General features: G+C 63.8%; 10 protein-coding genes and 1 pseudogene. 3 read left to right on the top strand and 8 right to left on the bottom strand.

Annotation, left to right across the window (positions count from 1 at the left end):
• The 5 genes from polC to uvrA form a co-directional block, all read right to left on the bottom strand.
• Window positions 1–3,487: DNA polymerase II large subunit (gene polC / locus ACI944_RS04970; protein ID WP_411717958.1), on the bottom strand; the 3,487-nt coding region annotated here is incomplete at its 3' end.
• Window positions 3,488–3,910: a PPC domain-containing DNA-binding protein gene (locus ACI944_RS04975; RefSeq protein WP_411717959.1), complete on the bottom strand. Its 423-nt coding sequence runs from the start codon at window positions 3,908–3,910 to the stop codon at window positions 3,488–3,490.
• A 129-nt stretch (window positions 3,911–4,039) separates the two neighbouring features.
• Window positions 4,040–4,207, bottom strand: coding sequence for a hypothetical protein (locus ACI944_RS04980; protein WP_411717960.1), 168 nt, complete (start codon window positions 4,205–4,207; stop codon window positions 4,040–4,042).
• A gap of 193 nt (window positions 4,208–4,400) precedes the next feature.
• Complete coding sequence (locus ACI944_RS04985) at window positions 4,401–6,233, bottom strand: DNA-directed DNA polymerase II small subunit (RefSeq protein WP_411717961.1); 1,833 nt, start codon at window positions 6,231–6,233, stop codon at window positions 4,401–4,403.
• Window positions 6,234–6,414: 181 nt separating this feature from the next.
• Window positions 6,415–9,348: an excinuclease ABC subunit UvrA gene (uvrA, locus tag ACI944_RS04990; protein WP_411717962.1), complete on the bottom strand. Its 2,934-nt coding sequence runs from the start codon at window positions 9,346–9,348 to the stop codon at window positions 6,415–6,417.
• A 258-nt stretch (window positions 9,349–9,606) separates the two neighbouring features.
• Between uvrA and mdh the strand changes: the two genes are divergently transcribed.
• A complete protein-coding gene (gene mdh, locus ACI944_RS04995) occupies window positions 9,607–10,518 on the top strand; it encodes a malate dehydrogenase (protein WP_411717963.1) in 912 nt (303 codons plus the stop codon).
• A 24-nt stretch (window positions 10,519–10,542) separates the two neighbouring features.
• Here the strand turns inward: mdh and ACI944_RS05000 are convergent, their stop codons facing one another.
• Window positions 10,543–10,785: a ferredoxin gene (locus tag ACI944_RS05000; RefSeq protein WP_411717966.1), complete on the bottom strand. Its 243-nt coding sequence runs from the start codon at window positions 10,783–10,785 to the stop codon at window positions 10,543–10,545.
• A 63-nt stretch (window positions 10,786–10,848) separates the two neighbouring features.
• Window positions 10,849–11,055 (bottom strand): annotated as a pseudogene (locus tag ACI944_RS05005) (response regulator); the annotation flags it as partial.
• A 195-nt stretch (window positions 11,056–11,250) separates the two neighbouring features.
• On the opposite strand from ACI944_RS05005, the gene ACI944_RS05010 reads away from it, so the two are divergent.
• Window positions 11,251–13,557, top strand: a complete 2,307-nt coding sequence (locus ACI944_RS05010; RefSeq protein WP_411717964.1) for an ATP-dependent DNA helicase — start codon at window positions 11,251–11,253, stop codon at window positions 13,555–13,557.
• A 16-nt stretch (window positions 13,558–13,573) separates the two neighbouring features.
• Entirely contained in the window at window positions 13,574–14,080 is a 507-nt protein-coding gene (gene cgi121 / locus ACI944_RS05015; RefSeq protein WP_411717967.1) for a KEOPS complex subunit Cgi121, read from the top strand.
• A gap of 8 nt (window positions 14,081–14,088) precedes the next feature.
• Here cgi121 and ACI944_RS05020 read toward each other — a convergent pair.
• Window positions 14,089–14,546 (bottom strand): zinc ribbon domain-containing protein (locus ACI944_RS05020; protein ID WP_411717965.1); only part of this gene is annotated, 458 nt, incomplete at its 5' end.

Below are 14,546 nucleotides of genomic sequence, written 5' to 3' on the forward strand. Positions count from 1 at the left end.
CACTAACCGAGAGTGTGTTCGTATCTTCAACTGTAAGACAATATGTATTTTCTATAGTATACTTTTTATACTTAACTGAACTGACAGCGTCGAACCCGTTCCCGCCGTCCGTCTGAGCTGGCTTCGGCGCCCGTTCCGTCGATCCCGGCGATGCCGCTATCTTCCGTCTCTGCGTGTTTGCCGGGAGCTGATCACCTACCGAAAGTTCGCTTGCCGGTATCCGCTCAATACCGACTTTTGCCGGTATCCGCTCAATACCGACTTTCGGGTCCTTGTCACTAATCTCGTCGAGCCGTAACATGGTGTGGTCGGGTGTCACCCGAAGCGTTCGCCCGCTTTCGGTCTCGATTTCGATCAAGTGTTCCGGCGCGACGTGTTTCGAGACGGCCGTGACGGGGCGAACTACCTCTCGTCCTTCCTCCGTCACTGACGGCACGCACACATCGCCGTCCAATTCCTGCACTAGCGTTCCGAAGTCATCCGTCTCGGGTTCATTGAGCCGAGATTCGACAAGCGTCTCGATTTCCTCGTAGTGCCAGCCGTCGTCGTCCTCATACCAGAGCTCGGTCTCGGGGTGGAAGCAGTTCCGCCGCTTTGCGGCGTGAAAGTACGGATGCGCGTATCCGACGGCGGCCGAAGTAAAACCGATCACTCTCCCGACAACCGCGGCGGAGGTGTGAGGGGCCATCCCAAAGACCAACTCGCCGATCAGGTCCTCGCGGGTCTCAACCTCGTAGTACCGCTCCATCCCGTAGTACTGTTCTAGGAGGTCGTCAACGAAGTCGGCGGTCCGGAGCATGTGTTCGGCCGCCCCGTCGGAGAGCACCACGTCCTGAACGCGTAATTCGACGAGTTGCTCCTCGTGGGTCAGCGGTTGGCCGTGGATGTCCGCCTCGTACCCGAGCGATTTTAGTTGACCCACCGAGATGTCCAGTTCCGCGGCCCGCACCGAGGTGACCGGCAGATCGGTCATGTCGTAGCGAACCGTCCCGTCTTTGAACGACGAGACGCCGTTTTTGGCCCGTAGGACCCCCTTCTCGATCGGCTCGGGGACCTTGTGCTCCGAGGAGAGCCCCTGAACGCCTTTCAGCACGTCGAAGGCGTTCTCGCGCTCCCCGACGTTTTTGAGCGCTGATCGGTACTCCTCGCCGATGTCGATCGTCGTCCGCTGGACGGCGTCGACCTCGCTCTCGCAGTTCGGGCAGATCGCCCGCCCGGATTCGTCCGGCTCGACGTCGATGTCGCAGTTGTAACAGACGTAGTGCGGCTTGGTGACGGCGTTGCAGTCCGGGCACCGCGCCCGGAACGTCGAACTCGAGCAATCGGGACACCGCCGTCTGCCGACCTGCGCTTCGAGTTCCCCCGGCGTATCCCGCATCGAGTCAGTGTGCTTCGCGGCGTCGGCGACGTTTCGCTGTGGCCCGCCGGCCTCGTTGATCGGAAACAGCGTGTGGACGGCCGGCGAAAGATCGCGCTTTTCGGACTTCTCGGGGCGGCCCATCCGGCAGCCGATCCGGGTCGGTGCTCGCTCCCTGACTTCGAAGGGCGCGACCTCGTTGACAGCCTTCATCGCGTTCTCGCCGCCGTCCCATCGACGGGCCTCCGCCGAGAGCTCTGCCCACGTCCGTTCGAGGTCGTCGCTCAACCCGAGCGATCGGACGAGTGGAACCGCGTCCGGGATCGTCAGCGTTTCGTCGCCCTGTTCGTGTTCGACGAGCAGGACCTCGAGCGCCTCCCGGATCGGATCGGTGTGCCCGACGACGAGCGTCCGGTCGAGATCCGCCGGTGGTTGCTGCATAGCTGCCCCATCGGCTTCCGCCCAGTGTCCCGCGCTTACCCCCTCGACGAGCGCCTCGAATCGATCGATGTCGAGGTCGTGCCACAAATACGTGTATTCGGGGTGAAGCGGCGCATCGTACGTTTCGACCCACTCTAGTGCCCGCTTCGCATCCGGCCGTTCGAGATCGACGCGCGGGGAGTCCGAGAGCGCCTGCACGTCCGCCCCCGCCGCTTCGAAGTCGCGTTTCCACCACTCCGAGGCGTACCCCGCCGGGGAGAGCGGGTGGTTGTTCTCGACGAACTCGCCGTAGTTGACGAGATACTCGCCCAGATCGAGAATTGCCTCGACGCCGTTGCGGATCTCGAGGGCCTCCTCGGGGTCGTCAACCCGTCGGACATCCCCGTTCGCGAGCCGGACTGTCGGCCCCTCTATCGTGTCGACCGGGATCACCCCGGCGGCTTTGCCGGGGCGCTCGGTCTTGATCTGCGTGCCGGTCGCGAGAAAGTCGTCGACGAGGTGCATCGTCGCCGGATGCACCCCGGCGGTCGCGAAGCCGTGGTTCCGCGCCCGGCCGTATCGGAGCCGGAAGCCGCCGACCTCGGAGGGGTGACCGAACACCGGCCGACCGGCGATGAGATCCCTGAGGAACTTGTCCGCCGGATCGGGTCTGGGCGGGCCCTCGGAGTCATTCCCCCCTGTCTCCGCCCCATCCGCTTCGTCGACGCCGTCTTCGTCCTCTCTCTCGTCTGTCACCCCCTCGCCGTCGCCGGAGTTAACCCCCTCCCCGCCGCCGGAGTTCACGCCATTGCCCTCGTCCGCCGTCGCGTCGTCGCTACCCCCCTTCTCCTCGCTTGCATTCCCGCCGTAGTTCCCGTCGATGAGGTCCTGAAGCCACGGCCAGTTGACCTCCTCGAGTTGGGACGTGTAACGCTGAATCTTCGGGGCCTTCTGGGCGATCCCCTCGCCCAACACGAGACACATCCCGCCGCGGGCGTTGTTGGTGTCGACCCGTTCGAGATCCCGAAACCCCGAGACTTCCTCGTCGCCCGTCGCCTCCCCATCGAGCATGACGGGCATGTGCTTCGCGATGAACTTCGCCTCGGTATCCTTCGGGGCGTACTGCAGCCCCGTTTCGTTATCGTACAGCGACAGCTCCTCCGCGTACCGTTCGATTTCGTCGCTCCGAGCGTTGTACTCCTCGATCCCAACGAGTGTTCGGGTGTAGTCGGCGACGAGCACAGACAGCGCCTGTGCGGTCCCGCCCGCCGACCGGATCGGTCCGGCGTAGTAGATGTTGACGAACTCCGTTCCGTCGTCGTTCTTGAGAAGCTCGACGCGGTCGATCCCCTCGATCGGGGCGGCGACAACCCCCTCTGTCAACAGCGCAACCGCGGTCCGGACCGCCCCCTCGATCTTCCCGGCGCGGGTGTCGTAATCGCCAACCGTCCCCTCGGCGAAGTCCGCCGCGAGCTCGAGTGCCGCCTCCTCCCGGGAGAGATCCGGATCGTCCTCCATCTCCCGGACGCGCTCGGCGACACCATCGATCCCGAGAATGTTTTCGACCCGGTCGGCCATGTCCTTCGCGATCGGGATCTCGACGTCATCGGTCGGATCGCCGCCGCGGCGCCGCGCTTCACGGGCGACCGAAAGCGCCTCGTCGAGGCCGTCTTCCAGCCGCTCGAAGTACCGTTCGTCGTTCGGTCGCATTTACAGCGGCCACAGGTCGAGGTCTGTGACCTCGTCGTGCTCGCGTTCGAGATGGGTGTCGAGTTCGCGGACGTACACTTCGCCCGCGAACACCGTCCCCGAATCGAGGTGGCCGCCGAGCATCGTCCCGTCGGCCCGGGAGAACGTCGCGTGAGTGTGGGCGAACAGACCGTCGTCGAGATGCGAGATATTTCCGAGCGCGGTCGTCACCTCGAGCGGTTCGTCGAACTCCTCGGGGTAGTACTCCTGATCGTCTTGGTCGTAGTAGAGGACGGTCGCGTCCTGAACCGCGCCCAATCCGAAGAAGAACGCGGCGTCGATGCCTTCCTCCTCGGCGAACGCCTCGATCTGCCCCCGCCAGTCACCGCCGTGTTCGAGTCGCCCGACGTACTCCCGGCCGCCTTCGACGTGCCGATAATCCATATCCGCTCCAACGCCCCGGGTGCTCAAAAAGGTGTCCGCATCGCGTTTCATCACCGACCACGTTGTTCCGCAACCCCTCGGGCCGGACGTTTATTTGATCCCGTCAGCTCACCCCGTCGCCGATGCCGCCTATCGCCACTCGTCCACTGTGACCGTTGTCTCCGTCGACATCGTGACATAGGCCTCTTCGCGACAGAGTTCGGCGATTACGAGCTGTTCGCCCGCGTCGCCTCGGTCCACCGCGGCCATAACATCACAGTCGGAAGCCGGCATCGGAGCCGCCTGGTTCTGCGACATACATGCTAATTATTCACAGAGAGCATATAAACGTGGCGATGTTAATCAGTCTCATACCACCCGTTGGCGACCGGACCGACGGCTTTGAGACAGCATTTAAGTAACGCTCGGTATCGAGGAGTAAATAACCGACAGCCGCTGGCGCGTCGTTCCCGCTCGGTGATACCGTACCCCCGATGCTGTCCGTTCGACGCTACAAGAACTTGTGGACGGTCATGTCCAGCGTATCCAGATCGATGACCGGTGCGAAGCCGACGTCGGGGTCGATGTTGACGCTCTTTTGAAACTCCGTCTGGGCCTGCCAACACCCGGAGTTCACTGCCATCACGTTCCGGTACTTCCCCCACCCGAGTTTGTGGACGTGGCCGGTGTGGAAGATGTCCGGCACCTCGTCCATCACGAGATAATCCTCTTCTTCCGGGGCGAGCCGAGTGTGGCCGCCGAACTGTGGGGCGACGTGGCGTTTTTTAAGTAACTGGTACATCGCCCGGTGTGGTTCGTCGTAGTTGGCTTTCTTCTCGGGGAGCTCGGCGATGACCTCGTCTAGAGAGACGCCGTGGTACATGAGCACTGAGACGCCCTCGATCGTGACGACCGCCGGGTTCGACACGATCCGGGCGTCGTGGGCGGTCATGATCGACCGGAGTTCCTCGTCGAACCCCGGCTGCGGTTCGGCCAGCCGAACCGCGTCGTGGTTGCCGGGGATCATCACGATCTCCAGATCACCCGGCACTTCCTTTAAATACTCCGAGAACTGCCGATACTGGTCGAAGATGTCGACGATGTCCAACTCCTCGTCCTGATCGGGGTAGACGCCGACGCCCTCGACCATGTCGCCGGCGATAAGCAGGTACTCGATCCGGTCGGCTTCCTCGGTGTGAAGCCACGACGCGAAGCGGCTCCAAGCGTCGGCCATGAACTCCTGGCTCCCGACGTGAATATCACTTATAAGAGCTGCCTTGACGTGTCTGTCGGCTGTCGACGGTTCGTACGTCCGCGGGATGTCCGGAAAGTACAGGTCGTTGACGAACAGGATGCTGCCGTCGTCCGACAGCGTCCCCTCGACGGCGATCACCTCGTCGAACAACAGTTCCTCGACCAGCCCGGCGATCGCTCGGTCCTTCAGTACCAAGCACGGAAAGACGCCCGTGGTGTCCTCCAGTTCGATCAGCCAGTGCCCCGATGTCGTCGACCGGATGTCCGAGATCATCCCAACTATGCCGGCGTCTCCACCGCCGGGGCTGGCCTGCAACGCCGTCGCATTCCGGTGGTTGACCCGACCTCTGAGCTTTCCGGCGAGGCGCTCATACCGGTCCCGGAACGTCGCCACGAAGTCGTCGTACTCGCCGGTGCCCGTCGAGTAGCCGGTCATGTCGTTGCCGATATAGAGGGAGCGACGCGATGGGTCAGCGCTACGGCCGCTTTCGGCTCTCCGCTCGGAATCCGTCGAGTCGTCGCCCGTCGATCGCCTGTTCGCCGCCCCTCCCTTTGTCACCGACACTCCCCCTGGGGACCCCTCCGTTTCGACTGGAGATGAACCGGTACCGTCCCCCACACTCGGCCCTTCGGTTCCAGTCGAAACGGAGGGGTATCTACCGGTGCCATCGGCCGGTTCTTTGCTACTATCGCCTGGACTCCCGGTACTGTCGTCCAGTTTTTTCGCCTTGCCGTCTGGTCTCTCCGTCTTGCCGTCTGATCTCTCCGTACTGTCGCCTGGGTCCGCGAGAGTGTCCCCCTCGACTGCCCCGACCGCCTCGGAATCCTCCTCGGCAGCTGTCCCCTCCGATCCGGCCGCCGCGTCGTCGCCGCTGATCGGGTCGCGGTGTCTCCGAGGCTCGTCTCCGAGCGCATCTTGGACGTCCGACGCGGTGAGTTTCAACACGTCGTCCGGCGTCGCCTCGACCGCGAGCGCGAGCGCCGCCGCGGTGTCGCCCGCGCCCGCCAACAGCGTGATAGCCTCCCGGTCGGCGGCATAGCCGTGGCTCGCGAGTTCGCGCGCGATCCGAGCCGGCTTCTCCAGTGGCACAGCCACACGTCGTCACGGCCGGAGAAAAACGTAGCGAACCGCCCGCCGCCCTGTCGTCGTCCCGCCGCCGCCCATACGCGCTCCTTCTCTGCTATCGACGCTCTCTCTGCTATCGACGCGCTCTCACTTATCGACTTCGACGATCTGTTCTCAACCGCCGTTCGCCGCCCATTCCTGCTTATTAGTCATCGCCGGCGGCACGACGTTCGCCCGCCCGCGGGCCGTCAATCTCGACCGCCGGGAGATGATCGCGTAGATACCGCCCAGTGTGCGACGCGTCGACCCGTGCGACCGCCTCTGGCGTCCCCTCGGCGACGACCTCCCCGCCGCCCTCGCCGCCCTCCGGTCCGAGGTCGACGATGTGGTCGGCGTTCTTTATGAGGTCGAGTTCGTGCTCGACGACGACGACAGTGTTCCCGTCGTCCGTGAGCCGGTGTAACACGTCGATCAGCTTGCGCTCGTCCTCGCTATGGAGCCCCGTCGTCGGCTCATCGAGCAGGTACAGCGTCTCCCCGGTGTCCCGTTTGCCGAGTTCCTCCGCGAGTTTGACCCGTTGGGCCTCCCCGCCGGACAGCGTCGTCGAGGGCTGGCCAAGCCGCATGTACCCCAGTCCCACGTCCTTCAGCAACCCCAGTCGCCGCCGGATCCCGCTGTGGCTCTCGAAGAACTCGTACGCCTCGTCAACCTCCATATCGAGAACGTCGGAGATCGTCGCGCCCTTGTACGTGACCTCAAGGGTCTCGTCGTTGTAGCGGGCTCCCTCGCACTCCTCGCAGGGGACGTATACGTCCGAAAGAAAGTTCATGTCGATCTTGACGGTCCCCTGCCCGCCACAGGACTCACACCGCCCGCCCTTGACGTTGAACGAGAACCGACCTTTCTCGTACCCGCGACGCTTCGAGCGCTTCGTCTCCGCGAACAACTCGCGGATGTGGTCGAAGACGTTCGTGTACGTCGCCGGGTTCGAACGCGGCGTCCGCCCGATCGGCGACTGGTCGATGAGCCGAACGGTTTCAACCTCGTCGATGCCCTCGATATCGTCGTGTTCGCCGGGGAACACGTCGGTGTCGTTCATCCGCCTGACGAGTCCCTTATAAATAATCTCGTGGAGGAGCGTCGACTTTCCCGATCCGGAGACGCCGGTGATCGCGGTGAAACAGCCGAGCGGCAACGAGACGTCGAGATCATCGAGGTTGTGCTGTCGGGCGCCCCGGATCGTCAGGTAGCCGCCGGGGTCGCGGCGCTCCCTGGGAACCGGTATCGCGCGCTCGCCCGAAAGGTACTCGCCGGTAATCGATTCTTCGGCGTCTATCAGGTCCTCGACGCCTCCGTTGGCGACGACCTCGCCGCCCCGCTTGCCCGGCCCGGGACCCATGTCGATGACGTTGTCGGCGCGCCACATCGTCTCCTCGTCGTGTTCGACGACAATGAGGGTGTTTCCGAGGTCCCGCAGGCCTTCAAGGGTGTCCAGCAAGCGGTCGTTGTCGCGCTGGTGGAGCCCGATCGATGGTTCGTCGAGGACGTAGAGGACGCCGACGAGGCCACTTCCGACCTGCGTGGCGAGCCTGATCCGCTGGCTCTCCCCGCCGGACAGCGTGGCTGCCTCCCGATTGAGGGTCAGATATTCGAGGCCGACCTCCTGCATGAACCCGAGACGCGCACGGATCTCCTTCAGTATCTCCTCGGCGATCGTCCGCTCGCGGTCGTCAAGATCGGCCTCGAGGCCCTCGAAGTGCCTGCGAGCGTCCCCGATCGACAGCTGATTGACCTCGGTGATCGACGTCCCGGCGACCAGCACAGCCCGTGACTCGGCTTTCAACCGCGTTCCTGCACACGAGGGACAGGTCGTCGTCGCCATGTAGTCCTCGATATGCTCGCGCGTACTCTCGGAGTCCGTTTCGACGTAACGGCGATCGAGGTTCGGAATGACGCCCTCGAAGCGTTTTTCCTTTCGTCTGGTGCCGTTCTTCGTCCGCCGCTCGAAGACGACTTCGCTGTCGGTCCCGTAGAGAAACTGCCGCCGGACGTCCTCCGAGAGCTCCGAGAAGGGCGTTTCGACACTCACGTCGAAGTGTGCTGCGACGCTGTCGAGTCTGGTCCGGTAGTACGACCGGTTGTAGCTCCAGGGATCGAACACGTTCTTGATCGGCTTGTCGGGGTCCGTGACGACGAGATCCTCGTCGACTTCCTTTGTCTCGCCGATCCCGTCGCAGTCCGGGCAGGCCCCGTGCGGGGAATTGAACGAAAACGAGCGCGTTTCGATCTCCGGCAGGTCGATCCCACAGTGGGTGCAGGCCAACTCCTCGGAGAACTCGACGACGAGGCGCTCACCGTCCTCACCGGCCAAATCGCCCGTGTTCCGACTTTCCGCCCCGATGTTGGCATCCTCGGGCGGATCGGGAAAGACCATCTTCAACACCCCGTCAGCTTCCTCTAGGGCCGTCTCGACTGAGTCAGTGATCCGTGAGCGGGCGTCCGTAGACAGCTTCACCCGGTCGACAACGACATCGACGGTGTGGTCGTAGTTCTCGTCGAGGTCCGGGATCTCGGCGGAGAGGTCGTACTCCTCGCCGTCGACCTCGACGCGCGTGTACCCGTCGCTCACGAACGCCTCGAACCGATCCTCGAACGCCCCCTTCTGATCGCGGATCACGGGCGCACAGATCTTCGCCCGGGTTCCCTCGGGGAGTTCGAGTAGCCGTTCGACCATCCGCTGGGCGCTTTGTTCGCCGACCTCACGACCGCACTCGGGACAGTGCGGCGTGCCCACGCGGGCGTATAACAGCCGGAGGTAATCGTGAAGTTCGGTGACGGTCCCGACCGTCGACCGGGGGTTGTTTGCGGCGTTCTTCTGATCGATCGAGATGGCCGGCGAAAGCCCCTCGACGTTTTCGACCTGGGGTTTGTCCATCTGCCCGAGGAAGTTCCGGGCGTAGGCGCTGAGCGATTCGATGTAGCGGCGCTGGCCCTCGGCGTACACCGTCTCGAACGCGAGCGATGATTTGCCCGACCCCGAGAGGCCGGTAACGACGGTGAACTCCTCGCGCGGAATGGACACGTCGATGTCCTTCAGATTGTGCTCGGAGGCACCGCGGACGACGATGTCGTCAGTCATTATCGGTCGAAGGAGTCCACAGCGTGAAATCCTGTCGGTTGCGGTGCCCTACCGCTGACACGTTCCTCGACCGGACCCCGTTCTTGTCCAGTCGGGCCAATACGAGACTCGTTTCGGTAGTACGTGTGTTGACGAGAGCGGCTTCGACGGACGGTTAAAAATCGGCATAGAGCGGCTCAAGCAGTTGTTTAGGCTTCCTCAACTCACGGGCGCAAAAGACAAGAGTTAATCGCCTTCCACGCCCGTCTGCGAACGACTATGACTAAAGTTAGCATTGTCGGTGCCGCGGGAACCGTCGGTGCCGCTGCGGGGTATAATATTGCGTTACGAGATATCGCCGACGAACTCGTCTTCGTCGATATCCCGGACCAGCGCGAGACGACCATCGGGCAGGCGGCCGACACAAACCACGGAGTTGCCTACGACTCCAACACGACGGTCGTCCAAGGCGAGTACGAGGACACCGCGGACTCCGATGTTGTCGTCATCACCGCCGGTATCCCCCGACAACCGGGCCAGACCCGGATCGACCTCGCGGGTGATAACGCCCCGATCATGGAGGACATCGGTGCCTCCATCGACGAGCACAACGACGATTACGTCTCGATCACCACGTCGAACCCCGTCGACCTGCTCAACCGCCACCTCTACGAGTCGGGCGACCGAGACCGCCACAAGGTTATCGGCTTCGGCGGCCGCCTCGACTCCGCGCGCTTCCGGTACGTCCTCTCGGAGCGCTTTGAGGTCCCCGTCAAGAACGTCGAGGCGACGATCCTCGGCGAGCACGGCGATGCCCAGGTGCCGGCCTTCTCGAAGGTGCGCGTCGACGGTACCGACCCCAACTTCGAGGGCGACCGCGAGGAGATCCTTGCCGACCTCCAAGAGTCCGCGATGGACGTCATCGAGCGGAAGGGTGCAACCCAATGGGGGCCGGCAACGGGCGTCGCCCACATGGTCGAAGCTATCCTCAACGACACCGGCGAGGTGCTGCCCGGGTCGATGGTTCTCGACGGCGAGTACGGCTACGAAAACACCGGCTTCGGCGTCCCGGTCAAACTCGGCTCCAACGGCGTCGAGGAGGTAATCGAGTGGGACCTCGACGACTACGAGGCGGAACTGATGGACGAGGCCGCGGAGAAACTCGAAGACCAGTACGAAAAGATCAGCTGATCGCTGCGATTCGGCTTTTATACGCTATACAATCTGCTCGCCGTCGTCGTCGTAGACCTCGATGGCGTCAACGGGACAGACCCGCGCGGCGAACTTCGCGTCGAGTTCGGCATCCGACGGGATTTCTCGTTCGAAGATGTCCGGCTCGACCTCCTCGCTTTCCGCGAGGTCGGCCTTCCCCTCGTTTTCATCTTTCTCGAACGCGTCCCACTCGGCGGTACACTGGAACATCCCGATACAGGTCTCCCGATCGAAGCGCATCTTCATACACGGTGTTTGGCCGAGGGGATCAAAGGCGTGACGGCACCGGGGACCTGTCACGTTGTACCCCCGGATCGCCTCGAACAGCTCCAGTCCGTCCATCCTGGGCATGTTGTAATCGCTGATAACGCAGTCGAACGCCTTGGCTTCGAGTCGCGAGAGCGCGCCTTCCGGTGATGTCTCCGTCACGATTGATATCCCCCCAGGCTCCCTATCGAGAAACGCTGAGGTCAGACCGAGAACCGACGGGTCACAGTCAACGTGCAGAATAGACACGCCCTGCTGATCGGACGTTTTTTTACGCAGCTAAAGAGACATTAGCCATAGTTTGTCCGCAAAAACAAACCGGCTCAACGGAGTTCAGCCATCGATACGCTCCGCCAGTGTGCATGAGTCGTTTCCCGGCCCGGTTCAGGGAGCGTTCGCCGGCGATACGATACTTTACATTCGACGACGCACAATCGAGTTCCAATGGATGTTGCCGACGTGTCCGGGGTGCCGCCGTGGTTCGCGGCGCACCTTCGGGAGGAGGGAATCGAGTCGCTGTACCCGCCGCAGGCCGAGGCCGTCGAGGCCGGGGTCGCCGATGGGGACAGCCTGGTCGCGTCGATTCCGACTGCGAGCGGCAAGACCCTTATCGCCCAACTCGCGATGCTATCGGCGATCGAGCGCGGCGGGAAGGCGTTGTACATCGTCCCGCTGCGGGCGCTCGCAAGCGAGAAGCGCGAGGAGTTCGAGGCGTTCGAACCCTACGGCGTCTCGATCGGCGTCGCGACCGGCAACTACGAGGACTCGGGTGAGTGGCTCGCCGGGAAGGATGTCATCGTCGCCACGAGCGAGAAAGTCGACTCGCTCGTCAGGAACGGCGCGCCGTGGGTCGACGACCTCGACTGCGTCGTCAGCGACGAGGTCCATCTCGTCGACGACCCCAACCGGGGGCCGACCCTTGAGGTGACGCTCGCGAAACTTCGGCGGATCAACCCGAACCTCCAGGTCGTTGCGCTGTCGGCGACCGTCGGCAACGCCGGCGAGATGGCCGAGTGGCTCGACGCCGAGTTGGTCGACTCCTCGTGGCGCCCGATCGAACTCAGGACCGGCGTCCAGTACGGGCAGGCGCTGCACTTCGGCGACGGTTCACAGCGCGAACTCCGCGTCGGGTCGAACGAAAAACCGACCGAGGCGATCGTCCGCGACACGCTCGCCGAGGACGGTTCGACGCTGGTGTTCGTCAATTCCCGACGGAACGCCGAGGGGGCGGCAAAGCGGTTGGCGAACACGAGTCGCGACGGACTGGACGACGAGGAACGCCGACGGCTCTCGGACCTCGCCGAGGAGATCCGCGGCGTCTCCGACACCGAGACGAGCGAGGACCTTGCCACGTGCGTCGAGAAGGGTGCCGCGTTCCACCATGCGGGGTGTTCGAGCGACCACCGATCGATCGTTGAGGACGCCTTCCGCGATCGATTGATAAAGGTTGTCTCGGCGACGCCGACGCTTGCCGCCGGGGTGAACACCCCCTCCAGACGCGTTGTCGTCCGGGACTGGCGGCGCTACTCCGGGGAGGCTGGCGGGATGAAACCCCTCTCGGTGCTCGAGGTACACCAGATGATGGGGCGGGCGGGCCGTCCCGGGCGGGACCCCTACGGCGAGGCGTTGCTGTTGGCCAAGAGCCACGACGAACTCGACGAGTTGCTCGATCGCTACGTCTGGGCCGATCCCGAACCGGTCGAGTCGAAACTCGCGCGCGAGCCATCGATGCGCACCCACCTGCTTGCGACGATCGCCTCCGGCTTCGCGGACTCGCGGGCGGCGCTTTTAGAGTTCCTCGACCGGACGCTGTACGCCACACAGTACCGACGCGGGGCCGGATCCGACGACGACCGCGGGGCGGAGAATGTGGGCGCCGCCGGGGACAACCTCGAGCGGATCGTCGATTCGACGCTCGCCTATCTCGAGACGAACGACTTCATCGACCGCGGGGCGACGATCGAGGCAACGAACCTCGGCCACACCATCTCGCGGCTGTATCTCGACCCGATGAGCGCGGCGGAAATCCTGGACGGACTGGAGGGCGCGACCGCCCCGACGGCGATGGGGCTGTACCACCTCGTCTCCCGCACGCCCGACATGTACGAACTGTATCTCCGCTCGGGCGACCGCGAGGAGTACACGATGTTGGCCTACGAGCGCGAGTCGGAGTTCCTCGGTGCGACCCCAAGCGAGTTCGAAGAGGAGCGTTTCGACGACTGGCTGTCGGCGCTGAAGACCGCCCGGATGCTTGAGGACTGGGCGAGCGAACTTGACGAGGACGAGATCGCCGAACGCTACGGCGTCGGCCCGGGCGACATCCGCGGGAAGGTCGATACCGCCGAATGGCTGCTCGGGGCGGCCGAATCGCTCGCGGGTGAACTCGGTCTCGCGTGCGTCGCGACGATCCGCGAGGCGAAACAGCGGGTCAAACACGGGGTCGGCGAGGAATTGATCGACCTCGCGGGCGTTCGTGGCGTCGGCCGCAAGCGCGCCCGACGACTCTACGACGCTGGCATCGAGACGCGGGCGAACCTCCGCGAAGCGGACAAGGCGGTCGTCTTGGGCGCGTTGCGCGGGCGCGAGAAGACAGCCGAGAACGTCCTCGAAGCTGCCGGCCACCGCGACCCGGACATGGACGAAGTCAGCCCGGACGCAACGGCGGCCCCCAAAACGACCTCCGACGACGCCGAACGCAACGAGACGGCCGCCGGGGCTGGCGACGACCAGTCGAACCTCGGTGATTTCTGATGGGCGGTGGTCGGTGATGCGGCTGGTCGAGGGGATCGCGGAGATCGGAGGCGACCGGTTTGCGGACGTCGACGCCTTTCTCGAACAGACGGGCGAAATCGCGGCCGCACACGACGTGACCGTGCAGGCGTTTGATGCACGCTACGTCGTCTCCCGTCGCCATCTTGAGCGTGCCGTCAACCTCGCGGACAGGGAGCGCGACCGCGGCGAGGCGATCGCTCGCGACCGCGGCGTCGAGATCGCGCTGTACGCGGCCGGTCGCCGGCAGATCGACCGAGCCTTCGAGATGGGGGTCTCCTCAGGTGAGACGCCTACTGTTGTCCTTGTCGATGGTCCCGGAAACGAGGTTGCTGCCGCCGCGGCCATCGAGGACCTCCTCTTTCCGGTTGCGACGCTCGGGGCGTACGACGAGGCGCGGGTCCGCTCGTTCTACGACGTCGACGCGACCGAACTCGACGTGACCGACGCTGGGTTGGCAGCGCTAGTTCTCGAACGAGTCGCGCTCCTCGTCGTCGAACGGTAGGCTTTGAGCTACCCACTCGTAAACGGGTGGGATTCTTCAGCATGGACTCGCGCTCTGGCCTCAGTTGAGGCAGGAGAATAGTCTCCGTTCACGTTCAGCATCCTGCTGTTCAAGCGAACGCCTAAAGGTTCGCCTTCGTCGCCCCCAGTTTGGTTGCGACGAAGATACCGCAGGCCGATGTTCTTCGCGGCGTTGTAGTCGGCGTGGTTCTCATACTCGCGTTTCTGACAAGCAAACGACTCGCTGTCGCGGTTGTCCGGATGCGTGAACCCACAGTGAGAACAACGGCGTGACGTGTTCTCAGGGTCAACCTGCTCAACGGTAATACCGTGTTCGTTAGCCTTGTACGCAACATACTCGTAGAGGCGGTTGAACGCCCACGTGTGACCCCACGACGCCCCGGTACGCTCACGAATGTCGGTTAAATCCTCAAACGCGATCATCGAACACCCATACTCGCGGGCTT

The organism is Natronomonas sp. (assembly GCF_046710025.1).
GTDB lineage: Archaea > Halobacteriota > Halobacteria > Halobacteriales > Haloarculaceae > Natronomonas.

Coding starts and splice junctions, on each gene's coding strand:
- cgi121 (WP_411717967.1), top strand. CDS start 13,574: ATGCGGCTGGTCGAGGGGATCGCGGAGATCGGAGGCGACCGGTTTGCG.
- ACI944_RS04975 (WP_411717959.1), bottom strand. CDS start 3,910: ATGGATTATCGGCACGTCGAAGGCGGCCGGGAGTACGTCGGGCGACTC.
- mdh (WP_411717963.1), top strand. CDS start 9,607: ATGACTAAAGTTAGCATTGTCGGTGCCGCGGGAACCGTCGGTGCCGCT.
- ACI944_RS05000 (WP_411717966.1), bottom strand. CDS start 10,785: ATGAAGATGCGCTTCGATCGGGAGACCTGTATCGGGATGTTCCAGTGT.
- ACI944_RS05010 (WP_411717964.1), top strand. CDS start 11,251: ATGGATGTTGCCGACGTGTCCGGGGTGCCGCCGTGGTTCGCGGCGCAC.
- uvrA (WP_411717962.1), bottom strand. CDS start 9,348: ATGACTGACGACATCGTCGTCCGCGGTGCCTCCGAGCACAATCTGAAG.
- ACI944_RS04980 (WP_411717960.1), bottom strand. CDS start 4,207: ATGTCGCAGAACCAGGCGGCTCCGATGCCGGCTTCCGACTGTGATGTT.